This is a genomic window from Stenotrophomonas sp. YJH_SMC_40 (assembly GCF_059368615.1).
In genome coordinates this window covers 180,714-206,560 of sequence record NZ_JCAFRX010000007.1, presented here as the reverse complement: position 1 = coordinate 206,560, position 25,847 = coordinate 180,714, and the positions used below count along the sequence as shown (strand labels likewise).

The following is a 25,847-nucleotide window of genomic DNA, read 5'->3' as shown; positions in this document are numbered from 1 at the left end:
GCGGACCAACGGTCGGCACCCACCAAGCGGGGGCCGCACCCACCGTCTTGGGATCAATCGCCGTCGGTTTCGTCCGGGTGGGCCTTCCAGTAGCCGGTCGAGCGGATCCAGTCGCGCGGTACGCCCAGGTGGCCTTCGATGAACTTGCGCATCATCCGTGCGCGGCGCGATTCGGTGGCGATCCAGTAGAAGACATCGCCGTCCGGGGCCTCGAAGTCGGTCAGCATGTCTTCCAGCAGCGTGCTGGTGGCCGCCGGGAAGCCATTGCGCTCCAGCCAGTGGATACGCACGTTCTCGTACTGCGGCAGGTCCTGGCGTTCGGCCTCATCGCTCACTTCAATGAAGGCCTGCACCTCGGCACCGTCCGGCAGCACGTCCAGCCAGCGGGCGATGGCCGGCAGCGCGGTTTCATCGCCGATCAGCACATAGGCATCGTAACTGTCGGCCACCACGAAGGAGCCGCGCGGTCCGCCGATCACCAGCATGTCGCCCGGCTGCGCGCGCTCGGCCCACGGCCCGGCAATGCCCTGGTCGTGCAGGACGAAGTCGATGGCCAGCTCGCCGGTTTCGTGGTCCCACCAGCGCGGCGTGTAGTCGCGGGCCGGGGAAGGCTCCTTGCCGGCCGGATAGCTGCGGCCTTCGGCGGTGACCACCGGCAGCACCATCTCGCCCGCAGCGTTGGGGAAGAACAGCTTGATGTGGTCGTCGGCGCCGGGCGAATCGAAACCGGCCAGCTCGGCGCCACCCAGCACGATGCGGCGCATGTGCGGGGTGACCTCTTCGGTGCGCAGCACGGTCAGTTCACGGAAGCGCACATCCAGGCGCAGGCGCGTGTTGTTGTGTTCGGTCATGGGGTTACCTGCAAAGGTGTCGCGCGGGGGCGCGCGGCGTAGGGGAGACCTGGCTGGAGTCAGTCTGGCTGGGTCGTTGAAATGGGTGGGCTCTCGCTACCGGCCGTACCGTTGAGCAGCGCGGATGCCCGCGTCAGCAGCGCCGCTACTTCTTCCGCTTCGCCCTCGGCCCAACGGCCGTGGTGGTGCACCAGCGCCCGCTTGAACTCGCGCAGGGCACCGGCCAGCGGAGGCGGCAGCGAGGCCTTCGTGATCTCGCGGGCGCGGTCGAAGGCACGCCGCTGTGCCAGGCGCACCTGGGTGCGCTGCACCTTCAGCTCGAACTCGCCGGCAGCGGTGATGCGGAAGATCCGCTTGCCGTCCACTTCCTCGGCCTCGATCCAGCCGGCCTGCTCGAAGCTGGCCAGCAGCGGGTACATGGTGCCGGCGCTGGGCGTGTAGGCCTGCATGAACTGGTTGCTGATCAGCTGCATCAGCTCGTAGCCATGGCGGGGTTGCTCGCCGATCAGGGCCAGCACCAGCAGGCGCAGGTCGCCGCGGCTGAGCACCCGCGGCTGGCCGTTGCGGCGCGGCACTTCCGGATTGGTGGAACGGGCTCTGGGAGGAGCGGTACGGCTCATTTCGATATATCGGTAAACGAGTGTGCAAACGATATATCGATATATCGAAGACGACAATCACCGATCCGGCCACAAGCGGGTCAGTTTTGGGCCACGGCCAGCCCCGCGCACAGCAAAAGGGGCGCCCCTTGCGAGGCGCCCCGGGCGACGCTGTGGAAGGGAGCGAGGCAGGGCCAGACGGCGGACCGAAGCGGGCGAGGCCAACACTCGAGGCCTACCCTGAGGGCAGGGTGGGGGCCAATCCAGAGGCAGGTGCGACACGTTGTCGCCGGTTCAGCGCCGGCACGCGCAGCCGATACAGGTGGGCATGGCGCTGCCCTACAACCGTCATCGGTAGCGGTAACACTGCGTCCTGCACATGGGCGCAGCGGCCCGCAAGCGACAGCCCGCGCAGCCGCCAAGGCCCGCCGCAGGGCCTTCAGCGGCCCCGGCAAGCCCCTTGCGGACACTGGCCGGTTGCATCCATACGCCTGCGTAGCCAAGTGACGAAAGCCCTTGGTGCGCTACACTTTGCGGTCTAGAAATCTATACAACAGTCGCGCGCGTGCGTGCGGTTATGGGAGCGCTAATGAACTGGTTGAACGAGGTGCTGAACAACGACCCGAATCCTGTGGAAACCCAGGAGTGGATCGAGTCGTTGAAGGCCGTTATTGATGTCGAGGGCTCCGAGCGCGCGCATCAGCTGCTGGAAGGCATGGTGGAACTGACCCGTCGTTCGGGCGCCTACCTGCCGTTCTCTCCCACCACCGAATACGTCAACACCATCGAGCCGCAGTTCGAGGCCAAGAGCCCGGGCAATGCCGAGCTGGAATGGCGCATCCGTTCGATCATCCGCTGGAACGCGATGGCCACCGTGGTCCGCGCCAACCGCAAGCCGGGTGACCTGGGCGGCCACATCGCCTCGTTCGCCTCCGGCGCCACCCTGTACGACGTGGGCTTCAACCACTTCTGGCGCGCTCCGAGCGAGAACCACCCGGGCGACCTGCTGTTCATCCAGGGCCACAGCGCCCCGGGCATCTACGCGCGTTCCTTCCTGGAAGGCCGCATCAGCGAAGAGCAGCTGGACAAGTTCCGCATGGAAGTGGACGGCGGTGGCCTGTCCTCCTACCCGCACCCGTGGCTGATGCCGGACTACTGGCAGACCCCGACCGTGTCGATGGGCCTGGGCCCGCTGGCCGCCATCTACCAGGCGCAGTTCATGCGCTACCTGGAAAACCGTGGCCTGATCGAGAAGTCCGACCGCAAGGTGTGGTGCTTCATCGGCGACGGCGAGAGCGACGAGCCGGAAACCCTGGGTGCCATCGCGCTGGCCGGCCGTGAAGGCCTGGACAACCTGATCTTCGTGGTGAACTGCAACCTGCAGCGCCTGGACGGTCCGGTGCGCGGCAACGGCAAGATCATCCAAGAACTGGAAGGCGTGTTCCGTGGCGGCGGCTGGAACGTGATCAAGCTGCTGTGGGGCGGTTACTGGGATGCCCTGCTGGCCAAGGACACCAATGGCGTCCTGAAGAAGCTGATGATGGAAACCGTCGACGGCGAATACCAGAACTGCAAGGCCTTCGGCGGCGCGTATACCCGCGAGCATTTCTTCGGCAAGTACCCGGAAACCGCTGCGATGGTGGCCGGCCTGAGCGACGACGACATCTGGCGCCTGAACCGTGGTGGCCACGACCCGCACAAGGTGTACGCCGCCTACCACCAGGCCGTGAACACCAAGGGCATGCCGACCGTCATCCTGGCCAAGACCGTGAAGGGTTACGGCATGGGCAGCGCCGGTGAGGCACTGAACCCGACCCACCAGACCAAGAAGCTGGACGACGAAGCGGTGCGCCACTTCCGCGACCGCTTCAACATTCCGGTGACCGACGCGCAGCTGGCCGACGGCCAGGTGCCGTTCTACCACCCGGGCCCGGATTCGCCGGAAGTGCAGTACCTGCAGGAACGCCGTGCCGCGCTGGGCGGTTACCTGCCGCAGCGCCGCCGCAAGGCCGACAAGACCTTCGTGGCACCGAAGCTGGAAGCGTATGAGCGCCTGCTGAAGAGCAGCGGCGAGCGCAGCTACTCCACCACCATGGCCTTCGTGCAGAGCCTGAACATCACCCTGCGTGACAAGGAACTGGGGCCGCACATCGTGCCGATCGTGGCCGACGAAGCCCGTACCTTCGGCATGGAAGGCCTGTTCCGCCAGATCGGCATCTACGCGCCGTTCGGCCAGAAGTACAAGCCGGTCGACGCCGACCAGCTGATGTTCTACCGCGAAGACCAGAGCGGCCAGGTGCTGCAGCAGGGCATCAGCGAGCCGGGTGCGATCAGCTCGTGGATGGCCGCCGGTACCAGCTACTCGGTCAGCAACGTGCCGATGCTGCCGTTCTACATCTACTACTCGATGTTCGGCTTCCAGCGCGTGGGCGACATCGCCTGGCAGGCCGCCGACATGCGTACCCGCGGCTTCCTGCTGGGTGGTACTGCCGGCCGCACCACGCTGAACGGTGAAGGCCTGCAGCACGAAGATGGCTTCAGCCATCTGGTGGCCGGTGGCATCCCGAACGTGCGCAGCTACGACCCGACCTTCGGCTTCGAAGTGACGGTGATCCTGCAGCACGGCACCAAGGCGATGATGGAAGATCAGATTGACGAGTATTACTACGTCACCCTGATGAACGAGAACTACACCCACCCGGAAATGCCGGAAGGTGCGGCCGAAGGCATCGTCAAGGGCATGTACCTGCTGACCGACGCCGGCAAGCCGAAGAAGGGCGAGCTGCGCGTGCAGCTACTGGGTTCGGGCACCATCCTGCGCGAAGCCATTGCCGCCGCCGAGCTGCTGGACAAGGACTTCGGCGTGACCGCCGACATCTGGAGCTGCCCGAGCTTCAACGAACTGCGTCGCGATGGTTTCGACGTGGAACGTGCCAACCGCCTGCATCCGGAAGGTGAGCAGCGCAAGGCCTATGTGACCGAGCTGCTGGACGGCCGCCAGGGGCCGGCGATTGCCGCCACCGACTATGTGCGTGCGTATGCGGACCAGATCCGTGCGTTCGTGCCGATGTCGTATACGGTGCTGGGTACGGATGGCTTCGGCCGGTCGGATACGCGTGCGAACCTGCGCCGGTTCTTTGAGGTTGATCGGTACTACATCGCGCATGCCGCGATTGCGGCGCTGGCGAAGGAAGGGAAGATGACCGCGAAGGATGTGGCCCGGGCGATCAAGCAGTACAAGATTGATCCGGAGAAGGCTAATCCTGTTGGGGTTTGATTAACTACATCACAATAGGTGAAGAAGTAGGGCGGCCCGTGGGTCGCCCTATTTGCTTTTGACACTATTGGGTGTCTGCGCCGGACTGCTTCTCAAGTAGCTCTCCAAGCGAACTGTCAACCACGCGGGCGAAGTTCGGGGCGTTTGGAGGCTGCCTGAAGATGTGATGATGTTGGTCCAGCGATGGCCAATCTGAGAGCCAATGTGTGCAATTTCGACCTCAGCGAGTGCATTGAGTGAATAATTAAGCGGAGTTTGTGCCGAGGAAACTATAAAAGCGCCGGGTATAAAGAGCTTTTCAGTGGTGGAGCTAAGAATTCGATAGAGTCTTTAGCTATAAATACTAGGGCGACGTGGGGGGCGTAAGGATAGGGAGTGCTGCAAGCTTTGAAACTGTCGATCCGGAGTGCCTTGAAACTATGTCGGTGATAGCTGAGAGGATTTTGTGAAACCCAGAGAAGTCGATGGATGCGGAATTTGGTTTAACTACTTTTTCTGCTAGCCATTCCTTCCCATAATACAGGCTTGCATCAAAGTTGTTGCTTTTGTTGAAAGATTTGGATCCGAGTTTTGTTGCAAGGACCGCGGGATTAAAGCAGTCCTCGATGCAATGCTTTGGACCGCCGAAGGGGCTGCTCAAAAGAATGTACAAGTTATCAAAGACATGAATGTACTGGTCGCCGTTTGCAAACTTCAAATTGTGGCGGTTAAGCAGCATCTTCTTCGTTTCGATGAAACCGTCGTCATTGTCCATGACGATGATGACTGGTCTCCCCCCCTTGGGGCCCTGAATCTTTGAGAATACCGCCTTATAATCCTTGATGAAGTTCTTTAGAGGATCTCCGCCACTAGATAAATTGAATAATTTCTTCATCACCATCGATTCTCGATGCAGCTTCACGTGAAGCCGGAAGCTTGATCCGGAGCCGGTGGAGAGAAGTGGGAATGATGCGCCGCTCCTGCGAATTGCTTCGCGCAGATATACTGAGTCTGTCTTTCCCTCAAATATAATTGCGGGCAGGGTTGGTGCTGCAAATTCCTTGTAATAAAGGAATCGTTTGAGAAGTTTTTCCATTGCGCTGTGAGCGCCTGCTACCGGAGTGTCATGCCGAGATCGCCAGCGTTCAACTTGATATGCATATCCGAGCATGCCTTGCAATTGGGCAGGTGTTCCTGAAATCTTCTTTCCCGTCGATGAATCATACTTTTGAAGTAAAAATTGGCCTGTCGAGCAGAAATGATGGACCATAGAGCGAAGGGTCCTTCGATACTCGATTGGAGTATTCAGATGTTGGTTGACTACTATTCCAGTAACATCCTGCCGCGATCGAGAATATTGTACTCTCGTCTTCAGGCTGTTGATTTTGAAGCCTGAACTGTGAATGGCCTTCTCCAGCTCGCCGCCAGGAAGCCATAAAGGTTCATCTTCTTCTGGTTTGTAGGCGAGCTCTTTCGGGAAAACAACTCTACTAGTTGAGAAGCTCAGGTCGTCCGCATATCTTGTATAAGAACATCCGTGCCTCTTTGCGAGGGCAGACAATCGCATGTCCAGAACGTTGCCAATGAGATTGGATATCACTGGCGAGCAAGGACTCCCTTGGGGTAGTACACCCTCATGACATGCAATTTGGGCAAGCACCAATGCTGTATCTGGGTCCAGTCTAAAATCTCGACTGAACTGAAAGAAGCCCCTAATTCGCCCAAAGTGGATTGTTCCAAAAAAATCGGACAAATCAACATTCAAGACAAAACGTCTACGTCGATGGACATCTGCATTAGTGAGAATTGAGTGGTGCTTGCGGAATCCGTGCGCAACGTGTCGCTTTACTGAGCGTTGCTGTGCGATCTCTTGATCGCACTCAGTCAGTAGATCAGCCAGTCGTGACTGAAGTAGTGACAACTTTTTATTTGGGGCGCAGATGCGGCGCTTCCCACCGGATCTTTTAGGAATGTGAAATTCGCTATAGCGAGCGGCTGGAGGAGTAACCCTTACTATGAAGGAAAGCGCCTTTGGCTTAAATCCAAGAAGGTGCGCTATGTCACTCAAGCCTTTCGCCGATCTGAGCCTTTTTAATGCGGACATTCCATATCCTCAAGAGACGGGGCTGCAGGTACTCATTCGCTATGGCGCGCGACGATCGCTACTACGGCGCCATTCAGAGCAATCCACCCAACAATTGTTTCATATGTCGCAGAATCAACGACAAAAGGATCTACCTGCAGCCCCTGCCTCAGATGCTAACAGCTGTGACGTTGTTTGCAAGGGGCTCGCTACGGTCGGTGCCCTGGTGAATCTGACGGGGGATGACGCCTATCAAAAACAACGTCTCGGTGAAATTCCAAGAAGCCGAGCTGCGTAGAGGAGAAGATTCCATATCGAAGAGATGTATCCAAGTTCAGCCCGAGGCTAGCTTGTACGTTTGTAGGTAGGTCGTTCGAAATTAGTAGGCGACCGCTCGCCGAAAAGCTAATCCACCCTCGATCAAACAGCAGGTCCGCATGCGGAGCCAGCAGAAGACCGTTCTCGCCATCAACGCGCTCGCTGTCAGTACTGTTTGCCCATGGTTTGATATGGCTCGCGCGAAGGAATCTCAGATCTTCAATGCGGGTCAGTCGGCAACCCTTCTCAACGCCGATCAGGCGCTCACGGAACAGGCGTTGTTTTGTCCGCACCTCGGTTTCGCGTCTTGTGCTGGTTGCGCCGACGTCATCGATTGCGGCATCGATCTCAGCCTGGTCCTTCTCACTTGCCGAGAGGCCCAGCGAAGTTTCCAGTGATCTCAAGCGGAACACGATCGCAGATCTAGGCTGTCCTTTTCCATCTGGCATGCCAGGTTGAACGTAGGAGGACAGGCACATGAACCTACCAAGGTATCGGTAAGGCCGCCCCTTGCCCATCATCTGAAACACTACGAGCGTCTTGCCATCCTTGACGTGCTCGCCAATCGCTCGGTTGCCCGCCACATACTTCATGTCTCCGACTTGACCCTCGCCGAAGTAATGAAAGACTTCGCCGTCGTCCCAAAAGTCATGGTAGCCGTGAGACACGCCGGCCTCGCCAGTGAACGCGATGACTAGCGGATGCTCCTTGGGTGTCGAAATGCCGCCTTGCTGTTGCCCGCCAAATACACCGTGGATCTGCTTTTGGCGGTTGTAGAGCGCGCCCACCTCGAATGGGAGTTCCATCCTAGATCCCTGTCCCAGAAGCTAAGTGCCCAGGATTTTAGCCAGAACCAGGTTCCTTGTGTCATTGGTTGACGCGCTTGGCCGCCAGGAGAGGGTGCAGATGGCGGGCTATTGGGACGTAGACCTAGAGCAGCTGTTCTCAGGTGCGCTCAAGTTCCTCCTGCGTCTCTCTGGTGAGCCCCAACCATCTTTCCAGCGCTGTAGCTCTATTGCATCGCTTGCGCCCGTAGACATATTGACTATCAGAAGACTCGGCCCAGAGTTGTCCACGAACAGAACGGCATCGCCGCGTACGCTGATATCAAAGAAGCGTCTACTGGAATCATGCTTTCCGATGATGACGCCTTGGCAAGCCAATGCTTCGGCGAAGCTCTCGGCTTCGGCCTGAAACAGGGCAAACTCCGAGTCAGTGAGTCTTGGGTAGTTCTCAAGACTCATTGTGGTGGCTGGCGCGTACGTCCCTCCAATGATCAATCCCGATAGCGCTGCCGTCGTCAGGGCAAGCAAAGTCCGGCTCGGCATAGTGAGGCCAGTGTTGGAGGCTAAAGGCTCAGACAGCGGAGAATGCTTCGGACCGTGCATACGATCCGCGCATTGCATTCGATGTGCGCAGCGAGGCGCGCTCTACTCCCGCACATGCAACCGCTCAGCAACCTGTGCAGTCAGCGCCACACACGCCATCTTCAATCCTTCCATCACCCGATCCCCCAGGTACTCCTCGGGCGCGCCGTTTTGCCGCGTGCGCTCCGCAGCCAGCATCAGCTCCGCCACCACGCGCAGCCCGGCCAACGCGCAATCCGCATCCGCCAGCTGAAGGCAACGCCCAGGCAGTTGATGCCGCTCCGGCCAAGGCTGGCCGTCCGCAGCCGCACCAGTGCCGATGCGATGCAACGTGGCGACGAAGGCGTTGGGATCGATGGACCGTTCGCGGTCGGGTTCGGCGTTGTCCGGATCGTACTGCGCGTGCAGGGAACGGAAGTCCGATGTGTTCATGGCAATGCTCCGTACAGGACAGACAGCAGCGCCACCGATAAAAGTGGCGGACGATGCGAGGCTCGAAAACCGGTCAACAACCAATCCGGCGGGTCCGAAGACCCCCACGCACCGCCCGCCATGGACCGCGAACGGATTGCCAGCCGGCGTCACACGAACGTGACGCCGGCTGACAAGCGCAAACACATGGTTGTTGACCGGGTTTTCGACGCCCGTGCCACCCTGTGTGAGGTGGCATGCCAAGGTGTACTCGCATGGCTGCGAGATGCCAAGAAACCGTAGGCCGCAGAGGCCGCAAATGCTGACGCTTACAGCATTGTTGCATGGGGCGCGCGTGGCAGAACCCTTGCGGTGCAGTGGTTTCGGCCGGTGTTAAGTTACCGCCCGAATGCGCATTGAAAAGCACGGTTTGCAGCTGTTCGGGATCCCAAAAGCGACACGTAGCCCACAGGGCCCATTCGCGCAGCGTGCCGATTGCGACACAACTTAACTTTGCAGCGCCACGCCCGGCCGAGGCCACAGCGCATCGTCGCGCTCTAGGTCGTAGTCGCTGCCGAACGCCAGCGCCGCGTCGTGTGGAGGAAGGTCTGCGTAGCAGCCCAGCAGGTACTCATCCATGCCTGCGTCACCATGATCGATGGCGAACAGGTAGAGAAGCTCCTTGTCGAAAGCTTCCAGCCATGCAGGGTCGATCTTGGTCATGGTCATCCTCCCGAAGCAGGGGAGGATGACCTGGGAAGGTCTCAGGGACTGAGATCTCTGGCGCCGAGGGAGGCCGCCTCAACCTGGGGCGCTCAGCCCATGCGCATGGCGTGGCTCTGCTGTTCCTGCGTACGTGCATCCAGCGCCTGCTGCTCATTTTGACGGGCGAGCTCGCGCTGATCGCCAACCACAGCCAGTTGCTGCAGCGACTCAGCCACCGGCGTTTGTGCAGCCACGGCAGTGGGCATTCCTGCACGCAGGTGCGCAGGGTCAGATAGGTCGCCTTGTACAACAAAGATGGTGTGACCCGCCGCCTGATTGGCTGTGGCGTTGCTCAGCACCACATGGTCCACCTGTTCCAGACCCTGCTCGCGTGCCCTCACTGTCAGGCTGGCGGCGAGGTTCTCACTGGTCGCGTCGAAGGGGCGGCCGTGCTTCTCGTCCAGTGCAGCGACGCCCTGGCGAATCTGCTGATGGAGGGCATAGTCCGGGCTGCCTGGCTCTATCGCCGCGATGCGGCGTCCTTCCGCAAAGAGAGGCTCGGGCTCCTGCGTAGACACCACGCGCGGGCTCTTGGCGATCTCTCTGTAGGGATCTTCAGGATGAAACTGCTTCGCCTTGACCTCGCGTTCCAGGCGAACCTCGCGGGTCTCGTTCAACGCGGAAATCTCGGCGGGATCGGTCTCTTTGGTTGTTCTATCGAGCGGGGGAACGCCCACTGTGCGGTTCCAGCTGCCGTCTTTGGCGTCGTAGCTGTGATAGTCGAACTTGGTACCAATCACGTTCGGATCTACGGCGTCGCGCTGCAGGAGCGCTGCGCCCTCGAACTTGCTCAGCTCAACGAAGTAGAAATGCCCAGCGGGCTGCGGCATATCCAGGTGCACGCTGACGGCCGTCTTGCCAGCACGGAATGCGCCGGCAGCGCTGTTGTCGAGCATGTTCTGCCAGACCTTTTCGGCTGCCTGCTCGCCGCGTTTGTGCTCCGTGGACACCAGCAGCAAGCGTGGCGTCCAGCAGTTCACATTGAGGTCGTTCTTTTCGAACGAAACATCGTGGGATTTGAGCGTGCTGGTGTAGGGCAGGTTGAGTGCCAGATCGGGCCTGCCGGCCTCCATCCAACTTCTGCGCTCCGCCAGGTCGTTCCTGATCAGATCCTGGCCGAAGGCTTCTTGCCTGCGCTCGGTGAACGCTACGTTCTTCTCGTTGCCGAACAGCGTGGCCTGTTGCTCGGCAACGGCGGTTGCAAAGCTGTTGGCCACCCGGCCGGGGAGGCTGTCGTTGCGCACAACACCCAACGCAAGCAGGCCGTAGCCATCATTGTCGGGAAGCTGCGCGAGATAGTTCCAATACAGCTCGCGATTTCCCTCCTTCGCGTAGGAGGACAGGACACGAATATCCTTATCGGTAAGTCCGCTCATGATTCATCCTTGAGATGCGGTTTACGGCTGAACGCGATAGCGGCTCAGAAGATCACGCACGCTGGTTTCCAGACGCTGCCAGTCGCTCAGCATTACGCGTGCATAGTTCATCTCGATGGCTATGCTGTCGCCCACATCCACGATGGAATGGCGGCACATTGCGATCTGGCCTTCTCCGACGCGTTCAAGTGTCTTTCCCTGAGCTACAAGTCCGTCAGGAATGCGATCTGCCGGGTCGCAGCTGATGAACGTTGTCAGTTGCCCCTCCGCCGAGCGGGCCACATACCAGTCTGGCTCCATCCCCGGGTTGTGCACGTAAGGCCTGCCCAGCGCAGCCTCTGACTCCTTCGCATAGGCTTCCATCAACGATGGGTCGATCGAATAGGGCGTCAGGCCCCATCGCTCGGGTTCTGCAACGCGTAGCGCAAGATTCTCTACCGGGTCTCTTCGCTCCAGCGACCCCGGCGCGCTGGTGGCCTCACTGCTGGACCGACGTGCCAGATAGTTCTGGATGGGAACGCGATCGATGTACCTAAGCTCGACCAGTACCTGCCGCCGGCTGTCCTGCGTGCTGCGCACCGGGCGATCACCAGGAGGCGCTGCATCGAAATCAGGCCAGAACACAGTGAGCATGACGCCCCCATCGGCCAAGGGGCCCGTCTGGTTGTAGTAGAGGTTGGCCGGGAACATGAAGCGGTGCGGGCCAAGCCGAGCTTCCACCGGCTGCATTGTGTAGGTCTGTCCGCCCACCGTACGTGGGCTGGTTGCGGTTTCGGACATGGGGGTTCCGTTCGGGTCCTTTTCCGTGGATGGGGCCTTCGCGCAGGCGGTGGTGCTCAGCACGGCCACCAGGGCGAAGGAGGCAAGCCGGCAAGCCGGTGCTCTGCTCATGGGCGATTCCCTTGCATGATCGAAACGACTATAGAACGGTGGGATGGCAAGCTCCAGTCGCAGCCGGGACCGCGGCCACCGCGGGGTCATTACTGCATGCTGGCTCACATATTCGGCAAGTCGCGATCGGCGTCCTCTATTCCTCCACCTGCCCCCCATACCACCTATGCCATCATCCGGCCAGGACCGCAGCACCCATCAAGGCTGAACAGGCATGGAGCAGGCAACACGCTACACCGCAACGCTGTACCTGGCCGCGCCCGGCACCCCGCTGAAAAGTGGTGGCATCTCGCCGCGCGGCCATATGTACCTGCAGGTGGCCGCGGGCGACGAGACCCACAGCTACGGCTTCGCGCCACCGCGCCACGCGCCGGGCGAAGCCCGCACCGGCGTGCAGTACGCGCAGGTGCGCCACGATGATGCCGACGAACATCTGGACCCGTACTACAGCCGCACCCTGGAAATATCCGAGGAGCATTACGGCTGCCTGCGTGATTTCGCCGAGGAGCCGGCCGAGTTCGAATTCGATGTGGATCGCCCGGCCACCATCAACCGCTGCAGCGATTTCGTCTGGGCCGCGCTGCACTACGCCGGGCTGCATCCGCTGCCGGCGCCGCTGGATGGCGGCAGCAACCTGGGCGAGTTCGCGGTGCTGTTCAACCTGCCGGAAATCCAGTGCATTGCCGCGCCGTTCCCGGGCAGCGATCTGAATGCCGAAACCCACCACGCGATGCCCGAGCGCGAGGCCGAGCATCATCGCCAGGGCGACCGCGCGATCGATGAACCGCCACCGACGCCGATCGAAGTGGCCGGCACGCTGCTGGACCCCTCACATCCGGACCATCGCCTGTTCTCGCAGCTGATCCAGAAAGTGGCCGAACTGGATGCCGCGCACGGCCGCCCGTTCGATGCGGCCAGCCAGCGCATCAGCGCGAGCCTGCTGGTGCTGGCCAAGCAGAACAATCTCTCGCGCGTGGACCACGTGCTGCTCAGCCGGCCGACCCAAAGCAGCCATGCGGCAGAGAGCATCTTCATCGTGCAGGGCGACCGCAACGACCCCGGGCACCGCCGCGCCAGCATCGCCACTGAAGTGGCGGCCAAGACGGATGTGGCCGATTCGCTGCGGTTGAAGGAGCAGTAATCCGCGCGCCTGCCATACGCGCGCCGGCGCACGCCACGCCCCCCACCTGCTACCATTCCCCCGCAAACCCAGCCAGCCCACCCCGCGCAGACAGATGCAGGTCGGGCCGTCGTAGAGCGGCCCAGCGAGCCAGGACACCCTCCCGTGCCCATTCAAGGACGCTCGCATGTTCCGTAATCCTCTCTTCCGCTCGGCCGCCCTGGCCGTGGCCGTTTCGCTCAGCCTCGGCGCGGCCTCCGCATTCGCCGACAACGCACCCGCCGCCAGCGCCACCACTGCCGTGCAGCGCCAGGCCGTGGCCAAGGGCCTGTACGAGCTGGCCTACAGCCCGAAGCAGAACGCCGTGTTCGTAGCCTCGTCCGGTGGCTTCGGTGATGACGCCGGCCCGGCCCAGGTGCTGCGTCTGAACCCGGCCACGCTGGCCGTGGAAACCCGCATTCCGCTGGAGCGCAAAGCCTTCGGTGTGGTCCTCGATGACGCCCACAACCGCCTGTACGTGGGCAACACCGTGGACCTGTCGGTGACCGTGGTCGACACCGCGCAGAACAAGGCGGTCGGCACCATCCAGCTGATGGAAAAGAAGACCGGCAAGGACGGCAAGGCCGCTTACACCCACGACCTGCGCGAGCTGGTGGTCGACAGCGCCGCCAACCGCCTATACGTGACCGGCCACAGCAGCCAGCCGGACGTGAGCAGCGTGCTGTTCGTGATCGATACCACCACGCTGAAGGTGATCAACACCATTGATGGCCTGGGCAATGCCAAGGCGCCGGGCCTGGCGCTGGATGCGGCCAACAAGCGCGTCTACACCAGCAACCTGCTGGCCAACCTGGTGGTGGTGGGCACCGATTCGAACAAGGTGGTGGCGCAGCACAGGATCGCCGCCGAGCAGCCGATGAACATCGCGCTGGACCCGGCCGGCAAGCGCCTGTTCGTGACCGACCAGGGCTCGGAATTCCTGCGTGGCTACCAGGCCAAGAGCAGCGGCCTGGTCAGCAAGCATCCGGGCCAGCGCGTGCTGGTGCTGGACCGCAGTACCGGCAAGGAACTGGCCAGCATCCCGACCGGTGCCGGCCCGCTGGGCATCCTGCTGGATGCACCGCGCAAGCGCCTGTACGTGACCAATCGCGAAGCGGGTACGGTGACGGCGTACAACAGTGACACCTACCAGAAGGTGGCGACCTACAAGGTGCCGACCCACCCGAACAGCCTGGCGCTGGATGCGAAGAACAACGTGCTGTTCGTGAGCATCAAGAACGGCGAGAAGGATGACAAGGGCGCTGACGAGAGCGTCGCGCGCATCCAGCTGTAAGCGGTGCCCAGGCTGTAGACGCGGGGGCAGGGCGCGATGCGCTGCCCCCTTTTCAAGCTGCAGCGCTTATCCCATCCGCGGCGCAGGATTCTGCATTTCCTGCGCCTGCACCTCGACCTGCGGCTGCACACCCAGCCCCAGCTTCTGCATCGATTGCTCCACCGGCGTCTGCGCCGCCATAGCCGTCGGCATCATCGCGCGCAGGTGCGCCGGATTGGCCGGGTCGCCCTGCACGACGAAGACGTTGTGCCCGGCCGGATGATTGGCCGTGGCGTTGCTGACCAGCACGTGGTCGACCTGCTGCAGGCCCTGCTCGCGGGCCAGCACGGTCAGGCTGGCGGTGAGGCGTTCGCTGGTCTGGTCGAACGCACGGCCGTGCTGGGCATCCAGTGCGGCCACGCCCTGGCGGATCTGCTGGTTGAGGCCGTAGTCGGGGTGGTTGGGGGTGATCTCTGCCATGGCCATCGAACGGTAGCGGTGGGTCGTGGGTGAACCCCCCAAGTATAGATCCGACCCGTGAAGCGCGCCCGAGGGGTCAGTCTGCCGGCCGATGGTCGTAGCTGATCACCCGCTCGGCCAACCAGCGCCCGTCCACGCGACGCCAGACTTGGATGAAGCGGGCCTGGCCCACCCAGCGCTCCACGCCGTCCTTGCCGCGTTCATGGAAGCGGTGGTCGCCGATCTCCAGCGCCCGCTCCTCGTGTAGCGGGAACACCTGCAACGAAGGCTCCACCCGCTCGCGGCGCAGGCTCCAGCCGCCCTTGCGCGCATTGCCGCACATGGTGGCCACGCTGCGGCGGAAGTCTTCGCGGCTGCTGGCCGACTTGCCATCCTTGTCATGGAAGAACTCCATGTCCTGGGTGGTCATCGCGGCGGCCTTGTCGGCATCGCAGGCCTCGAAGGCGGCGGCAAACAGCTGGGTGTCGGCCTGGCGGATCTGCCCGCGCAGGTCATCGGAGGGCGCGGGGGCGGCGGCGAGGCCGGCGGCCAGCAGGGGCAGGGTGAGCAGCAGCATGGCGAGTCTCCAGGGAGGGTTCACGCAGGCTCGCATGGCGTTCGGGGCGCTGCAGGCGGCGTCCGACGAAACGGCCCTTCCACGGAGTGAATGCCCGCATTGGCGGCTCGGCTCCAGCGCCAGGGCTGCCGTCTGTGCAGGGGATGTCATGGCAACCGGCGATTCCATCACGGTCGCGATAGGGGCCGGCCCGTAGCCTGAAATCCTCCCCTTCCACAGGAGGTTCCATGCCTGCTTCCCGCATCCGCCTGCACGTTGAAGACACCGGTGGCGACGGCCGCCCGGTCATTCTGATTCACGGTTGGCCGCTGTCCGCCGATGCATGGAAGACGCAGGTGTCGATCCTCCGCGACGCCCAACACCGGGTGATCAGCTACGACCGGCGCGGCTTCGGCCGTTCCGACAAGCCGGCCGAGGGCTACGACTACGACACGCTGGCGGCGGATCTGGCCGGGGTGATCGAGGAACGTGACCTGCGCGACGTCACCCTGGTCGGCTTCTCGATGGGCGGTGGCGAGGTGGCCCGATACGTGGCCAACCATGGACAGGATCGTCTGCACAGCGTGGTGTTCGCTGCGGCGGTGCCGCCGTTCCTGCTACGCAGCGACGACAACCCGGAAGGCCCGCTGACCCAGGACAAGGCTGACGAAATGCGCAGCGGTCTGGAGAAAGATCGCGAGGCGTTCTTCGATGGCTTCACCCGCGATTTCTTCAGCGCCAATGGCCAGCTGATGGTGACCGAAGAGACGCGTCAGGCGGCCATCGCGCTGTGCCATCAATCCGACCAGACGGCGGCGCTGGGTTGCATGCAGGCGTTTGCCACTACCGACTTCCGCGACGATCTGAAGAAGATCACAGTGCCAACCCTGATCCTGCACGGTGACAGCGATGCCATCGTGCCGTTTGAAGGCTCGGGCCAGCGCACGCACCGGGCCATTCCGGGCAGCGAAGTGGCGATCCTGGAAGGCGCACCACATGGGTGCAATACCAGCCATGCGGACCGCTTCAATCTGGCGCTGCTGAACTTCCTGAAGCGGTAAGCTGCAGCCATGCGCCAGACCAAGACACCCCCGTGGAAGAAGCCCAACCCCAAGGGCCAGACCTCGCAGCCGCTGTCGCCTGCGCAGAAAGAGGCGGCGCGGCAGCGGGCGGAAGAGAATGGGCGGCGTTATCCGAATCTGGTGGACAACATGTGGGCCACGAAGCTGCCGCGCGGGTCCTGATCTGTAGGATCGAGCCGTGCTCGACCCCGCACGGTGCCCATCCACGCATGGCGTGGATCTACTGCAACAGCAGCCTGGCCTGGTCCGGCATCTATATGCCGTCCAGCGGCTTCCAGCCGGGTTCCAGCCAGGGTGAGATCTCGCGCTGGCGGACGTTGATTGCCGCCGTCGGCAGCCCAGCCAAGCGCGCTAGGTCTGAACGCAGCAGTTCGGAATCCACCGGCACGGCCGTAGCCACCTGCAGCCGATTACCCTGATGTCTCACCTGCACCGGTAGCGTGGCGTGCGCGTCATGCTGGCCGCCGGTGCGCCCGATCGGGTAGCGCATTGTTACCGGCCGTGACAGCTGCGCCAGTGCGGGCTGCCACGCCTGCAGCACGAGGGGCTGCCCGGCAGCGGGAACATGTACTTCAGCAATCGTGGCCGGGTAGCCTGTAAGGCTCTCGACCAGCACCTGGAAGCGCGCGCCATCCGGCATGACCAGCACGGCGGCGATCAACGCAGAGAACGAAACGAACACCGCCGCGAGGTTCCAGCTGCGCGGCGCGGTGGCCGGGCGCGTTGCGGTGCGCAGGCCCGGTTTGCGCCGCAGCTTGCGCGCATAGATGCGCCGGTCCTTCCTGCGTGGGCTGCTGCTGTGCTCGGGCAGGTTCAAGGGCACCCGTGGAAGGCGCGCCACGCGGGCCTTGATCAGGCGCGACAGCAGCATCCACGCGATCACGAACGCCAGCAGCGGAAGCAGCGTTCGCACCCATAGATACAGCGTGACCATCCACAACACCTCTACATACGACCATCCATGCTCATCCACATCCTACCGGGACCAGGCGGCGGTTGTCGTATCCGCCCGCCGACAAGCACAGGGCGCTTGGTTAGGATGGTCCTTTGTTGTCACGGATGAACCGATGGTCTCTGCTGCTACCCGCTTCTGTCGTATCTGTGGTCCTGGCCCGATTCTGCTGGCACTGCAGGTGGTGGCGCTGCTGGCGGTAGCCCTTGCGGCCGGTTTCTTCCACTACCGCGTGGGATTGCTGCTGGAGCCGGTGGATGACGCATGCGGTGGGCCCGATCCTGTCGCACGCATGCAGGTGGCCGAACAGCTGCTGGCGCGGTCCGCTGCGCTTGCACCATGGCAACCGTTGCAGTGGATTCCGATGGCAGGCGTGGTACTGGCGTTGCTGGGCGCGATGTCGATCAGCGTCTACCGTCTGGGGCGTCTGTCCGAACGCCTGCGACGCGCCAACTGGGGGGTGATGGCCCTGCACGCCGCGATCCTGGCGCTGGCGCTCAGGGCATTGCACCTGTACGACATGGCGTGGACCAGCGTGGCCAAGCTGTCCCCAGCGGCGTGCCTGGTGGAACTGGGCGAACAGGGCCGGCTGCCGCTGGCACAGGCGCAGCAAGTGGTGTTCGAGATCCTCACCCATGAGCATGCGCCGCTGCTGCGCAATCCCGATGACCTTGCCCTGGTGCTGGTCGCGTTGATGCTGGTGGCAATGGCTGCAGGATTCATGCTGTGGCGGGCGATCGTGAGGGCCAAGTCTCGAGATGCGCCAGGAGAATGCTAGGGCCTGGAATGCCTGGCATCCGCCTTGATCATGTCATCGGCCTCTCTGCACGACAGGCTCTGACGCAGATCCTTCCGATCGAGCATATAGACAGGAGAAGACTCTCCCGCAAGCTTCAACTGCAGTGATTCACCGAATGGAATGACCCGACCCAAGGGTTTCGTCCAGACGACGGGCGCGTCGCGCTGTAGCGTTCGGTCAATTAGCGATGCCATTGGCTTGGCCTGAGCATCGATCGCAAGGCGAACACATCCCGCTGTTCCAGTGCTGCCCATGCTCAGGATTGCGCGCGTGATGGGGGCGGACGTAGTGGGAAAGATGCACGCCAGTGAGACCGTCAGTAGTCCTCCCCAGAATGCTTGCCTGACTACACCAAAGTGGCTGCTGCGCACGATTGCCAGAACGGTAGCGAATTGCAGAAGCGCAACAAGCAACGTACTCAGGGCAATAGTCAGGAGAACCATGACTGTGCCGTACCCAGCTCCATCAGCGGCATTGGCGGCTACAAAAGCAACCAGAAACATGGCGAGAACTTGCAGGATGCCCGAAGGAAGATTCGAGAGGATTGAGGAATGCTTGAAGCGATGCCGGTGAGGTCGGCGTATCAGTCGGACACACAGCGTTAGTACCGAAAGACTGGTGAGCGCCCATAGGATCATGATGATTGCGGACGCCGTATCATCTGTATTGAAAAGGAGCATCCCTGTGGCCGCGGCGGGGAAGAGCAGCCCTGGCGACCAGAGGAGAAGAAGCCATTGGGGCGAGTTACTTTTCACGAAATTCTGAACTGGCCTTCGAAAGAAAGAGCCGCGGTCCGGAATGATGGCGACGGCCATGAGCCGGCCTCTCTTGCTCTTGGCAGCGCCTTCCATTACCAATGTGCAGATGTAGCCAAGGAATGCGCCGATCACGGCAATCAGTACAATGATGATTGCAAAGAAGAGCGGTATGAATGCTACGAAGTCAGAGGAAAGGACATTGATGGCAATTCGTTCCTGCATGCAGAAGTTCGCGATGGATGCGCCGCAGAGAAATACAATGCCTCCGACAAAGAACGACGTATTCTCGCGGATTGTAGCCGCGATTTCCTTTAGGTCAGTCTGCCAGGAAGATTCGTTTGTTCTGCTTGTTTTGTCCATGAAAACCCTGGTCTGGTTGGCTGAGCATGAATCGTCGTCCAAACAGCCTGTCACGGGAATCAGGGTAATCCCTACAGTTTAGGTGAGGAGAAGCCAATGCGTTGGTTGCTGCGCGCTGTACCGCTACTGCTCTGCTCGTTGGCGGTACACGCCGCTGAAGTGGATCGCCGAATCGCGGTGACCATCGACGACCTGCCCTGGGCGCGGGTGGACGAGATCGTTCCGCCGGATCTTCAGTCGCGGCACGAAGCGCTGATGGCGCAGCTGCATCAGGCAGACGTGCCGGTGGTCGGCTTCGTCAACGAGAACAAGCTTGAGATCGATGGGCAGGTGCAGCCGGCGCGGGTGCAGATGCTGCGCGACTGGCTGGACGCCGGTTATGTGCTGGGCAACCACACCTACTCGCACATGGACCTGAACGCCAAGGGCGTACCTGCGTTCCAGCAGGATTTCCTGCGTGGCGAGGCGGTGCTGCGGCCGTTGCTGGCCGAGCGCGGGCTGAAGCCGCAGTGGATGCGTCACCCCTATCTGCGTGCCGGGCGCACGCCGGAAGAACGCGCGCAGATGGACGTGTTCTTCAAGCAGCATGGCTACCGCGTGGCACCCGTGACGGTCGACAACGGCGAGTGGGTGTGGGCGTTCGCTTATGCCAACGTAATGAACGAGCAGCCGGATTCCCCGGCGCGCGAGGCGACGCTGGCGCAGCTGCGCAAGGGCTATGTGCCGTACATGCTGAACAAGCTGGACTACTACGAGAAGCAGTCCCAGGCGCTGCTGGGCTACGCGCTGCCGCAGGTCTGGCTGATGCACGCGAACGAACTCAATGCAGCCACGTTCGCCGAACTGGTGGCGGCGACGAAGCGGCGCGGCTATCGCTTCATTTCGCTGGACGAAGCGATGCGTGACCCGGCCTATGCGCGGGGCGCCGAGGGCTACAGCGGTCGCTACGGCCCGAGCCGGCTGCACCGCTGGGCGATGGCGGAGAAGAAACCGAAGGACTTCTACGCCGGTGAACCGGAAGTGCCGAAGTGGGTGATGAAGCTGGCGAAGGTGGACTCGGAATGAGGCTCAGCGCTTGACGGCCAGCACGCCGTCAAGCGCCAGTTCGGCCTTGAACCCCGCCTTTTCCAGGCGCTTGGCCACTTCACGCGGCACGTCGCGGCCGCTGGTCAGCTTGTTCGGCGCGCCGGTGTAGTGGAACAGGCGCCCGCCCTTGCGGATGACGCGGGCGAGGTGGTCGTAGAACACCTGCGAGTACAGTTCGCCGGCGATGCCGAAGCGCGGCGGGTCGTGCAGGATCGCGTCGACGCTGTTGCTGGCCACCTGTTCGATCTGCTGCGAGACATCGCCGTGGCTGAACTGCAGCCGGCCACCAGCCGCAGCCGATTCCGGATCCGGCGACCACGGGTTGAGCGTGCGCAGCCACATCACGTCGGCATTCTTCTCGAACGAGCGGATCTGGCCGACGCCGGCCTCCAGCGCGCAGGCGGCGAAGTAGCCCAGGCCACCGCAGGTATCGAGGATCACCTTGCCGGCCGGGGCGACCAGCTCGACCTTGCGGCGCGCGTCCTCGAACGGTGACAGCTTGGAGGTCGGCAGCATCTTGATGCCGTCGATCTCGAAGGTCGGTGCGCCCCATTCGGTCGGCACCAGCTTGATCAGCGAGCCGCTGTAGCGCGAGATCGGTGCGAAGTCCTCGCCGTCCCAGTAGTACAGCGTGCGGTCCTTCAGCTTGCCCGGCCACGGGTAGGGCTGGCCACGGAAGCGGAAGCCGTCGGCATCCAGCACCACGCTGTCCTCGCTGCGGCCGAGGTCGAGCGAGCCCTGCCAGTCGGCAGCGCCCTTGTCATGGGCACGGCGCAGGGTATCGGCGCTGTCGCGGGTCAGCAGGGGGCCGGTGTAATGGGGCACGGCGGGTACCGGGGCGGTTCGGGGGAGGGCATGGTACCGCAGCTGTTACCGGGGCCACGTGTGGCTGCTGCAGTAGATCCACGCCATGCGTGGATGTAGACGGGAGGAGCCGAGCGTGGGCTCGGCGCTACCGCTGGCGGGTGCAGCTGTAGCCGTGTGTGGTCCCTTCCCCCGAGAGCATGCCGACGCCACGCGACGGCTGCATGCCTACACGGGCGCACGACCGACGATGGGCGTCCTGGGTTTCTGGTGGCTGCCGATCAAAGTCGTAGCGCAGGCTGCCGTCTTCCTGCAGCAGCCAATGCACGGTAACGCGCTCGTGGCGACCATCACCGAGATCCCAGTCCAGGGTGCGCATGATCAGGGTCTGGCCATCGGGCAGCTGCCGGACTTCGTCATAGGCCCCCTGGGTCTTCGGCGAGCTTACCGCAAGCAGCAGAAACAGCAGCATTGGCATCGCTCCTCAAAGAAGACAGGATGCGCCCATAGTGCCCTGAGCCGCCATCAGAATCATTGCGTCTTACGGGCACTTCACCGCATACACCGGCCCAGCACCGATCAGCATCAACGCCATGTAGTCACTATCGCTGGCCTTGCCCTTCAACGTCGCGTCCTTGTTGAAGTGGAAGATGCCGAAGCCGCCCGCCATGCGGATCAACGCGCTGTCGATCTGCTCGGCGTCATCGCGGAAGTAGCGGCTGATCTCGCTGCGGGTGGCCTTGTGCAGGGCATTCGGCTCGCGCTGCCACTGGTCGCCGCGGCTGAAGGAGACGAAGTACTGGCCGCCTTCCCTGTCGATGCGGAAGTCGGCCGGTTTGCGCGCGCCGGTGGCGAAGCAGCCCTGCAACGGGTCGGCGCTGAAAGGAAGCCCGGCATCGCCACTGCAGGCGGTGAGCAGCAGGACGGCACCGGGCAGCAGCAGGCGAAGCATGCGCATGGGATGTCCCTACAGGGCAGGTGCGGCTAGTGTAGGCGGCACTCGGGCGTCGCCCGTACAGAAATTCGGCAAGAACAAAGGGGTTTTCGGATGGCGCAGGGCAAGGCACCGTGGTGCGGTATGGCCAGTTGGCTGGGGATCGCTGTGGGTTGGGGAGCCGGCACATTGGCGGCGCAGGCGGCGGTGGCCGCAGGCGGCAATGGCATGGCTGCGGGATTGGGCGTGGGCGTGCTGGGCGCGGCACTGGTGGGCTGCGGCCTGGCGGTGGCCTCGCGCGTGCGCGGCGAGCGCTGGCCGTGGATCGGCATCGGTGGTGCGGTGCTGAGCGCGCTGCCGCTGCTGATGTACCTGCTGCGGATGATGTTGAAGCTCTAGGGTAGTGCCGGCCGCTGGCCGGCAACGCTGGATTGTTTCCGAAGCCCATGAGGTTGCCGGCCAGCGGCCGGCACTACCGGATGCGGGTCAGGTGCTGCGGTGGATTTCCACGGTGACATGCACCAGCTCTTCATGGATCGCCAGTGCATTGCGCACGGTATCGGCATCCAGACGGGCGTCGCTGGTAACCACACTGGCGCTGACCGCGTACTTGCCGCGACCGACCTGCCAGACGTGCAGGTCGGCCAGGCGCGCCGGCCAGGGGCCCTGTTCGATCACTTCGCGAACTTCGGCCACCACCGGTGCGTCCATCTGCGCGTCGAGCAGGATGCGGCCACTGTCGCGCAGCAGGCCCACCGCCCACACCGTCACCAGCACGGCGCCGACCAGGCCCATCACCGGGTCCAGCCAGGTCAGGCCCAGCAGCTTGCCGCCGAGCAGGGCGACGATGGCCAGCACCGAGGTGGCGGCGTCGGCCAGCACGTGCACGTAGGCCGAGCGCAGATTGAGGTCGTGACCGTGCGCATGGCCGTGATCGTGGTGTTGGTGGTCATGCCCGTGATGATCGCCATGGTCATGCCCGTGGTGGTGATGCGCGTGGCCCGGGCTGTCGTGCAGCCACCATGCGCAGAGCAGGTTCACGCCCAGGCCGACCGCAGCGATGGCGATGGCTTCGTTGTAGTGGATCGGCGCCGGTACCCACAGCCGCTGCAGTGACTGCACGGCCATCAGCGCGGCGACGCCGAGCAGGGCGATGGCGCTGGTGTAGCCGGCCAGGATCTCGATCTTCCAGGTGCCGAAGGCGAAGCGCGGGTCGTGCGCGTAGCGGCGCGCGCAGCGGTAGGCGAACACCGCCAGGCCCAGCGCCAGCGCGTGCGAACTCATGTGCCAGCCGTCGGCGAGCACGGCCATGGAGTTGAACCACCAGCCGCCGACGATCTCCACCAGCATCATGCCGACGGTCAGCCACAGGGCGCGGCGGGTATTGCGTTCGGCCAGCGGGTTGCCGTCGTCGAAGCGGTGTTCGTGGCGACGGGCGGCGGCGAGGGCGTCCAAGTGCATGGTGGCGGGAGCTGGAGTGGATACCCCCATAGGGTATATGATCCGGCCATGGCGCATGTACACAGGAATCGAAAGCAGCTGCTGACCCGGGTGCGCCGCATGGCGGGCCAGGTGGCGGCGTTGGAGCAGGCGCTGGACCAGCCCGAGGGTGAAGCCGGCGACTGTGCGGACGTGCTGGTGCAGGTTGCCGCCGTGCGCGGCGCCGCCCACAGCCTGCTGATGGAGCTGCTGCACGAGCACCTGCAGGAACACGTGGTGGGTGCCGATGACCCGCAGCAGCGGGCGGACGAGGCCGAAGTGCTGGTGGAGCTGCTGCGCCGCTACGGCAAATAGGCCGGGGGGCGGTAGAGTCGACTATCGCGCGAAGCGCGGGGTTCTATGCAGCCCGAGCGAAGAGCAGTCGACTAACAGTCGACTCTACCCCGCGTGCCGGTGCCGCGCGTTCCAGATATGCGTTGCGGCCAGCAGCAGGCTGCCGGTGACCGTCATCGGCGTTTCCCAGTCATGTGAGGGCAGCGCAAGCGCGCCGGCCAGCAACAGGCCCAGACCGACGCCAGCGGCGGCCCAGGCCAGCACCGGCAGCGGGTGACGGCGCTCGGCGCGCCATAGCGCGTAGCCGGTCAGTGGCAGGGCGATGGCCACGAACAGCAGGTGCACCCATTCCGCCTCGGCCCAGGTGCCGAACAGGGGAAGCGCGGCGGCCAGCAGGGGCAGCGCCAGGCAATGCAGCAGGCACAGGCTGGACAGGGCGACCGCGCCGGCATCAAGCAGGGCGGCAGAAGGCGACTTCATCGGGGGAGGTTCCTTGCGCAACAATTGTTATATAGTAACATTTCCGTTCCGCAGCCAACCCGCTCCGACATGAACACTGTTTCCCGCGCCGACCGTCGCCTGCCGGTCACCGTGCTGTCCGGCTTCATGGGGGCCGGCAAGACCACCCTGCTCAACCAGATCCTGCGCAACCGCGAGGGCCTGCGCGTGGCGGTCATCGTCAACGACATGAGCGAGGTCAACATCGATGCGCAGCTGGTGCGCGAAGGTGGCGCCGAGCTGCGCCGCACCGAAGAGACGCTGGTGGAATTCAGCAACGGCTGCATCTGCTGCACGCTGCGCGACGACCTGCTGCAGGAAGTGCGGCGCCTGGCCGATGCCGGTCGCTATGACTATCTGCTGATCGAATCCACGGGCATCGGCGAGCCGATGCCGGTGGCGGCCACCTTCGCGGTGCGCGACGAACATGGCTTCAGCCTGAGTGATATCGCGCGGCTGGACACGATGGTGACGGTGGTCGACGGCAGCGCGTTCCTTGCCGACTTCGGCTCGACGTCGCGACTGGCCGAGCGCGGCCAACAGGCCGGCCCGGAGGATGATCGAGGTGTGGTTGACCTGCTATGCGAGCAGGTCGAGTTCGCCGACGTGATCGTGATCAGCAAGGTGGACCAGGTGGATGACGAAGCGTTGCAGGACACGCTGGCCGTGTTGCGTGGCCTGAACCGCGACGCGAAGCTGCTGCTGTCCAGCTTCGGCGATGTGCCGCTGGCCGAGCTGCTGGATACTGGCCGCTTCGACATGGAGCGTGCGCAACGTGCGCCGGGCTGGGTGAAGGAACTGCGGGGCGAGCACACACCGGAAACCGAGGAGTACGGCATCGGCAGCTTCGTCTACCGCTCGCGACGTCCGTTCCACCCGGCGCGCTTCGCCCGCGCGCTGCAGTCCGGCATGCCCGGCGTGATCCGCAGCAAAGGCTGGTTCTGGCTGGCCAACCGCATGGACTGGGTGGGTGAGCTGAACACCGTGGGTGCCGCGACGCGGACGCAGGCGGCGGGCTTCTGGTACGCCGCGCGCGATCGCGTGCGTGCGGGCATCGAGGACACCACACCGCTGTTGCCGCCGACACCGCTGCCTTACAGCGACCTGGGATGGGCGCGGCAGCAGGCCGACTGCTGGAGCGCGCCGCCGCCGGGGCCGGAAGAATTCCCGGATTCGGCCGCGCACGCGGCGATGCAACGGCTGTGGCATCCCTTGTGGGGCGACCGTCGCCAGGAACTGGTGGTGATTGGCGTGCACATGGATGAGCGCGCGGTGCGTGCGGAGTTGGATGCGTGCCTGCTCAACGACCAGGAGCTGCGTGCGGGGCCATTGCTGTGGCAGCAGTTGCCGCAGGCGTTCCCGGTGTGGAAGCGTTGACGGTGCATTGAGGATCCATGGGTTGCCGGCCAGCGGCCGGCACTACCCCTGGTCGATACG

General features: G+C 63.2%; 27 protein-coding genes. 10 read left to right on the top strand and 17 right to left on the bottom strand.

Annotation, left to right across the window (positions count from 1 at the left end):
• Nucleotides 1-53: 53 nt before the first annotated feature.
• Together AC5P6X_RS15190 and AC5P6X_RS15185 are read right to left on the bottom strand one after the other, a co-directional pair.
• Nucleotides 54-851: a siderophore-interacting protein gene (locus AC5P6X_RS15190; RefSeq protein ID WP_187757538.1), complete on the bottom strand. Its 798-nt coding sequence runs from the start codon at nt 849-851 to the stop codon at nt 54-56.
• A gap of 59 nt (nt 852-910) precedes the next feature.
• Nucleotides 911-1,471 (bottom strand): PadR family transcriptional regulator, encoded by a 561-nt coding sequence (locus tag AC5P6X_RS15185; RefSeq protein WP_088435697.1) that lies wholly within the window; start codon nt 1,469-1,471, stop codon nt 911-913.
• A gap of 568 nt (nt 1,472-2,039) precedes the next feature.
• Here AC5P6X_RS15185 and aceE point away from each other — a divergent pair.
• Entirely contained in the window at nt 2,040-4,727 is a 2,688-nt protein-coding gene (gene aceE, locus AC5P6X_RS15180) for a pyruvate dehydrogenase (acetyl-transferring), homodimeric type (RefSeq protein WP_285311734.1), read from the top strand.
• 343 nt (nt 4,728-5,070) lie between these two features.
• Here the strand turns inward: aceE and AC5P6X_RS15175 are convergent, their stop codons facing one another.
• The 6 genes from AC5P6X_RS15175 to AC5P6X_RS15150 all read right to left on the bottom strand — a co-directional run bounded on the left by AC5P6X_RS15175 (nt 5,071) and on the right by AC5P6X_RS15150 (nt 11,917).
• Entirely contained in the window at nt 5,071-6,810 is a 1,740-nt protein-coding gene (locus tag AC5P6X_RS15175) for a retron Ec67 family RNA-directed DNA polymerase/endonuclease (RefSeq protein WP_285311735.1), read from the bottom strand.
• A gap of 188 nt (nt 6,811-6,998) precedes the next feature.
• On the bottom strand, nt 6,999-7,913 hold the full coding sequence (locus AC5P6X_RS15170; protein WP_285311736.1) for an SRA domain-containing endonuclease: 915 nt from the start codon (nt 7,911-7,913) through the stop codon (nt 6,999-7,001).
• 624 nt (nt 7,914-8,537) lie between these two features.
• Nucleotides 8,538-8,906: a hypothetical protein gene (locus AC5P6X_RS15165; RefSeq protein ID WP_071306540.1), complete on the bottom strand. Its 369-nt coding sequence runs from the start codon at nt 8,904-8,906 to the stop codon at nt 8,538-8,540.
• Nucleotides 8,907-9,392: 486 nt separating this feature from the next.
• On the bottom strand, nt 9,393-9,608 hold the full coding sequence (locus AC5P6X_RS15160) for a hypothetical protein (protein WP_204323380.1): 216 nt from the start codon (nt 9,606-9,608) through the stop codon (nt 9,393-9,395).
• A gap of 92 nt (nt 9,609-9,700) precedes the next feature.
• Nucleotides 9,701-11,026 carry an XVIPCD domain-containing protein gene (locus AC5P6X_RS15155; protein WP_329757265.1) on the bottom strand — a complete coding sequence of 442 codons (1,326 nt, stop codon included), beginning with the start codon at nt 11,024-11,026 and terminating at the stop codon, nt 9,701-9,703.
• Nucleotides 11,027-11,047: 21 nt separating this feature from the next.
• A complete protein-coding gene (locus AC5P6X_RS15150) occupies nt 11,048-11,917 on the bottom strand; it encodes a hypothetical protein (protein ID WP_285311738.1) in 870 nt (289 codons plus the stop codon).
• 214 nt (nt 11,918-12,131) lie between these two features.
• On the opposite strand from AC5P6X_RS15150, the gene AC5P6X_RS15145 reads away from it, so the two are divergent.
• Together AC5P6X_RS15145 and AC5P6X_RS15140 are read left to right on the top strand one after the other, a co-directional pair.
• Nucleotides 12,132-13,058, top strand: coding sequence for an XVIPCD domain-containing protein (locus AC5P6X_RS15145; RefSeq protein ID WP_285311739.1), 927 nt, complete (start codon nt 12,132-12,134; stop codon nt 13,056-13,058).
• A gap of 166 nt (nt 13,059-13,224) precedes the next feature.
• Nucleotides 13,225-14,370, top strand: coding sequence for a YncE family protein (locus AC5P6X_RS15140; protein WP_285311740.1), 1,146 nt, complete (start codon nt 13,225-13,227; stop codon nt 14,368-14,370).
• A 66-nt stretch (nt 14,371-14,436) separates the two neighbouring features.
• Here AC5P6X_RS15140 and AC5P6X_RS15135 read toward each other — a convergent pair whose 3' ends face one another.
• Entirely contained in the window at nt 14,437-14,829 is a 393-nt protein-coding gene (locus tag AC5P6X_RS15135) for an XVIPCD domain-containing protein (RefSeq protein ID WP_049448862.1), read from the bottom strand.
• 76 nt (nt 14,830-14,905) lie between these two features.
• Complete coding sequence (locus AC5P6X_RS15130) at nt 14,906-15,385, bottom strand: DUF4440 domain-containing protein (RefSeq protein ID WP_285311741.1); 480 nt, start codon at nt 15,383-15,385, stop codon at nt 14,906-14,908.
• A gap of 227 nt (nt 15,386-15,612) precedes the next feature.
• Here AC5P6X_RS15130 and AC5P6X_RS15125 point away from each other — a divergent pair, with 227 nt between their 5' ends.
• Both AC5P6X_RS15125 and AC5P6X_RS15120 read left to right on the top strand, forming a co-directional pair.
• On the top strand, nt 15,613-16,425 hold the full coding sequence (locus tag AC5P6X_RS15125; protein WP_285311742.1) for an alpha/beta fold hydrolase: 813 nt from the start codon (nt 15,613-15,615) through the stop codon (nt 16,423-16,425).
• 9 nt (nt 16,426-16,434) lie between these two features.
• Nucleotides 16,435-16,608 (top strand): hypothetical protein, encoded by a 174-nt coding sequence (locus AC5P6X_RS15120; protein ID WP_187757522.1) that lies wholly within the window; start codon nt 16,435-16,437, stop codon nt 16,606-16,608.
• Between the two features lie 91 nt (nt 16,609-16,699).
• Here AC5P6X_RS15120 and AC5P6X_RS15115 read toward each other — a convergent pair whose 3' ends face one another.
• Entirely contained in the window at nt 16,700-17,380 is a 681-nt protein-coding gene (locus AC5P6X_RS15115; RefSeq protein WP_099604894.1) for a hypothetical protein, read from the bottom strand.
• 133 nt (nt 17,381-17,513) lie between these two features.
• Here AC5P6X_RS15115 and AC5P6X_RS15110 point away from each other — a divergent pair, with 133 nt between their 5' ends.
• The gene (locus AC5P6X_RS15110) at nt 17,514-18,176 is read left to right on the top strand and encodes a hypothetical protein (protein ID WP_285311743.1); all 663 of its coding nucleotides are present in this window, start codon (nt 17,514-17,516) and stop codon (nt 18,174-18,176) included.
• Here AC5P6X_RS15110 and AC5P6X_RS15105 read toward each other — a convergent pair.
• Entirely contained in the window at nt 18,173-19,315 is a 1,143-nt protein-coding gene (locus AC5P6X_RS15105) for a hypothetical protein (protein ID WP_329757266.1), read from the bottom strand. The genes AC5P6X_RS15110 and AC5P6X_RS15105 overlap by 4 nt on opposite strands.
• A gap of 96 nt (nt 19,316-19,411) precedes the next feature.
• Between AC5P6X_RS15105 and AC5P6X_RS15100 the strand changes: the two genes are divergently transcribed.
• A complete protein-coding gene (locus AC5P6X_RS15100; protein WP_495215518.1) occupies nt 19,412-20,380 on the top strand; it encodes a polysaccharide deacetylase family protein in 969 nt (322 codons plus the stop codon).
• Between the two features lie 3 nt (nt 20,381-20,383).
• Here the strand turns inward: AC5P6X_RS15100 and AC5P6X_RS15095 are convergent, their stop codons facing one another.
• From AC5P6X_RS15095 to AC5P6X_RS15085, 3 genes are all read right to left on the bottom strand, one after another.
• Nucleotides 20,384-21,226 (bottom strand): class I SAM-dependent methyltransferase, encoded by an 843-nt coding sequence (locus AC5P6X_RS15095; RefSeq protein WP_322534457.1) that lies wholly within the window; start codon nt 21,224-21,226, stop codon nt 20,384-20,386.
• A 127-nt stretch (nt 21,227-21,353) separates the two neighbouring features.
• Nucleotides 21,354-21,677, bottom strand: a complete 324-nt coding sequence (locus AC5P6X_RS15090) for a hypothetical protein (protein ID WP_322534458.1) — start codon at nt 21,675-21,677, stop codon at nt 21,354-21,356.
• Nucleotides 21,678-21,746: 69 nt separating this feature from the next.
• A complete protein-coding gene (locus AC5P6X_RS15085; RefSeq protein WP_049459186.1) occupies nt 21,747-22,163 on the bottom strand; it encodes a hypothetical protein in 417 nt (138 codons plus the stop codon).
• A 90-nt stretch (nt 22,164-22,253) separates the two neighbouring features.
• Here AC5P6X_RS15085 and AC5P6X_RS15080 point away from each other — a divergent pair, with 90 nt between their 5' ends.
• Complete coding sequence (locus AC5P6X_RS15080; RefSeq protein WP_012478993.1) at nt 22,254-22,538, top strand: hypothetical protein; 285 nt, start codon at nt 22,254-22,256, stop codon at nt 22,536-22,538.
• A gap of 87 nt (nt 22,539-22,625) precedes the next feature.
• Here AC5P6X_RS15080 and dmeF read toward each other — a convergent pair whose 3' ends face one another.
• Nucleotides 22,626-23,600: a CDF family Co(II)/Ni(II) efflux transporter DmeF gene (gene dmeF, locus AC5P6X_RS15075; RefSeq protein WP_049448812.1), complete on the bottom strand. Its 975-nt coding sequence runs from the start codon at nt 23,598-23,600 to the stop codon at nt 22,626-22,628.
• A 48-nt stretch (nt 23,601-23,648) separates the two neighbouring features.
• On the opposite strand from dmeF, the gene AC5P6X_RS15070 reads away from it, so the two are divergent.
• Nucleotides 23,649-23,933 (top strand): metal-sensing transcriptional repressor, encoded by a 285-nt coding sequence (locus tag AC5P6X_RS15070; RefSeq protein ID WP_049448809.1) that lies wholly within the window; start codon nt 23,649-23,651, stop codon nt 23,931-23,933.
• 84 nt (nt 23,934-24,017) lie between these two features.
• Here AC5P6X_RS15070 and AC5P6X_RS15065 read toward each other — a convergent pair whose 3' ends face one another.
• Nucleotides 24,018-24,392 carry a MerC domain-containing protein gene (locus AC5P6X_RS15065; RefSeq protein WP_049448807.1) on the bottom strand — a complete coding sequence of 125 codons (375 nt, stop codon included), beginning with the start codon at nt 24,390-24,392 and terminating at the stop codon, nt 24,018-24,020.
• A 69-nt stretch (nt 24,393-24,461) separates the two neighbouring features.
• Between AC5P6X_RS15065 and AC5P6X_RS15060 the strand changes: the two genes are divergently transcribed.
• Nucleotides 24,462-25,787, top strand: a complete 1,326-nt coding sequence (locus AC5P6X_RS15060) for a GTP-binding protein (RefSeq protein WP_495215517.1) — start codon at nt 24,462-24,464, stop codon at nt 25,785-25,787.
• The last annotated feature ends 60 nt before the right edge of the window (nt 25,788-25,847 follow it).

What these genes read in the sequence shown, in the direction of transcription:
- AC5P6X_RS15140 (WP_285311740.1), top strand. Translation starts at nt 13,225, where the DNA reads ATGTTCCGTAATCCTCTCTTCCGCTCGGCCGCCCTGGCCGTGGCCGTT.
- AC5P6X_RS15135 (WP_049448862.1), bottom strand. Translation starts at nt 14,829, where the DNA reads ATGGCAGAGATCACCCCCAACCACCCCGACTACGGCCTCAACCAGCAG.
- AC5P6X_RS15160 (WP_204323380.1), bottom strand. Translation starts at nt 9,608, where the DNA reads ATGACCAAGATCGACCCTGCATGGCTGGAAGCTTTCGACAAGGAGCTT.
- AC5P6X_RS15175 (WP_285311735.1), bottom strand. Translation starts at nt 6,810, where the DNA reads ATGTCCGCATTAAAAAGGCTCAGATCGGCGAAAGGCTTGAGTGACATA.
- AC5P6X_RS15115 (WP_099604894.1), bottom strand. Translation starts at nt 17,380, where the DNA reads ATGGTCACGCTGTATCTATGGGTGCGAACGCTGCTTCCGCTGCTGGCG.
- AC5P6X_RS15190 (WP_187757538.1), bottom strand. Translation starts at nt 851, where the DNA reads ATGACCGAACACAACAACACGCGCCTGCGCCTGGATGTGCGCTTCCGT.
- AC5P6X_RS15145 (WP_285311739.1), top strand. Translation starts at nt 12,132, where the DNA reads ATGGAGCAGGCAACACGCTACACCGCAACGCTGTACCTGGCCGCGCCC.
- AC5P6X_RS15120 (WP_187757522.1), top strand. Translation starts at nt 16,435, where the DNA reads ATGCGCCAGACCAAGACACCCCCGTGGAAGAAGCCCAACCCCAAGGGC.
- AC5P6X_RS15065 (WP_049448807.1), bottom strand. Translation starts at nt 24,392, where the DNA reads ATGAAGTCGCCTTCTGCCGCCCTGCTTGATGCCGGCGCGGTCGCCCTG.
- AC5P6X_RS15170 (WP_285311736.1), bottom strand. Translation starts at nt 7,913, where the DNA reads ATGGAACTCCCATTCGAGGTGGGCGCGCTCTACAACCGCCAAAAGCAG.
- AC5P6X_RS15165 (WP_071306540.1), bottom strand. Translation starts at nt 8,906, where the DNA reads ATGAACACATCGGACTTCCGTTCCCTGCACGCGCAGTACGATCCGGAC.
- AC5P6X_RS15150 (WP_285311738.1), bottom strand. Translation starts at nt 11,917, where the DNA reads ATGAGCAGAGCACCGGCTTGCCGGCTTGCCTCCTTCGCCCTGGTGGCC.
- AC5P6X_RS15085 (WP_049459186.1), bottom strand. Translation starts at nt 22,163, where the DNA reads ATGCGCATGCTTCGCCTGCTGCTGCCCGGTGCCGTCCTGCTGCTCACC.
- AC5P6X_RS15155 (WP_329757265.1), bottom strand. Translation starts at nt 11,026, where the DNA reads ATGAGCGGACTTACCGATAAGGATATTCGTGTCCTGTCCTCCTACGCG.
- AC5P6X_RS15070 (WP_049448809.1), top strand. Translation starts at nt 23,649, where the DNA reads ATGGCGCATGTACACAGGAATCGAAAGCAGCTGCTGACCCGGGTGCGC.
- AC5P6X_RS15090 (WP_322534458.1), bottom strand. Translation starts at nt 21,677, where the DNA reads ATGCTGCTGTTTCTGCTGCTTGCGGTAAGCTCGCCGAAGACCCAGGGG.
- AC5P6X_RS15080 (WP_012478993.1), top strand. Translation starts at nt 22,254, where the DNA reads ATGGCGCAGGGCAAGGCACCGTGGTGCGGTATGGCCAGTTGGCTGGGG.
- AC5P6X_RS15185 (WP_088435697.1), bottom strand. Translation starts at nt 1,471, where the DNA reads ATGAGCCGTACCGCTCCTCCCAGAGCCCGTTCCACCAATCCGGAAGTG.
- AC5P6X_RS15100 (WP_495215518.1), top strand. Translation starts at nt 19,412, where the DNA reads ATGCGTTGGTTGCTGCGCGCTGTACCGCTACTGCTCTGCTCGTTGGCG.
- AC5P6X_RS15110 (WP_285311743.1), top strand. Translation starts at nt 17,514, where the DNA reads ATGGTCTCTGCTGCTACCCGCTTCTGTCGTATCTGTGGTCCTGGCCCG.
- AC5P6X_RS15125 (WP_285311742.1), top strand. Translation starts at nt 15,613, where the DNA reads ATGCCTGCTTCCCGCATCCGCCTGCACGTTGAAGACACCGGTGGCGAC.
- dmeF (WP_049448812.1), bottom strand. Translation starts at nt 23,600, where the DNA reads ATGCACTTGGACGCCCTCGCCGCCGCCCGTCGCCACGAACACCGCTTC.
- AC5P6X_RS15105 (WP_329757266.1), bottom strand. Translation starts at nt 19,315, where the DNA reads ATGGACAAAACAAGCAGAACAAACGAATCTTCCTGGCAGACTGACCTA.
- AC5P6X_RS15060 (WP_495215517.1), top strand. Translation starts at nt 24,462, where the DNA reads ATGAACACTGTTTCCCGCGCCGACCGTCGCCTGCCGGTCACCGTGCTG.
- aceE (WP_285311734.1), top strand. Translation starts at nt 2,040, where the DNA reads ATGAACTGGTTGAACGAGGTGCTGAACAACGACCCGAATCCTGTGGAA.
- AC5P6X_RS15130 (WP_285311741.1), bottom strand. Translation starts at nt 15,385, where the DNA reads ATGCTGCTGCTCACCCTGCCCCTGCTGGCCGCCGGCCTCGCCGCCGCC.